Annotated in this window: 1 protein-coding gene; it reads left to right on the forward strand. The window is 68.6% G+C overall.

The genetic code is table 11. From position 1 onward, the window contains the following. The coding region (locus NHG27_RS18980; RefSeq protein WP_497017361.1) for a flagellin N-terminal helical domain-containing protein at nt 1-570 on the forward strand (570 nt) is incomplete at both ends.

The raw sequence follows: 570 nt of genomic DNA on the forward strand, positions 1-570 counted from the left end.
GAGGGCCTCAAGGCTCAGGTGAACGGCTACTCGGTCGCCGCGCGCAACGCGCAGGACGGCATCAGCGTCGTGCAGGCTGCGGAAGGCGCGCTCGGCGAAGCGCAGTCGATCCTGCAGCGCATGCGTGACCTGACCGTCCAGGCGGCCTCGGACACCAACAACGCCGACGCGCGCACGGCGATCAAGTCCGAGCTCGACGAGCTCGCGAACGAGCTCAACCGCGTGGTCGACTCGACCAACTTCAACGGCATCAACCTGCTCACGGCCGCTGCCACGGACCTCACGGTCCAGGTCGGTGCCGAGGGCTCCGCGGGCGGTGGCAACACCATCACGATCGCCCTGGCGGCGAACGACCTCGAGACCATCATCGGTGACGGCGCGGGCAGCATCTTCTCCGCGACGGGCGCGGGTGCCGCGGCGAGCGGTACCGGCCTCACGGTCAACACCGCCGCGAACGCCCAGACCGCGATCGAGGCGATCGACACGGCGCTCAACGCCGTCTCGACCGCTCGGTCGAACTTCGGTGCGACGCAGAACCGTCTCGAGTACGCGATCTCCAACATCAACGTC

This window comes from Oerskovia sp. 140933 (genome assembly GCF_059651515.1).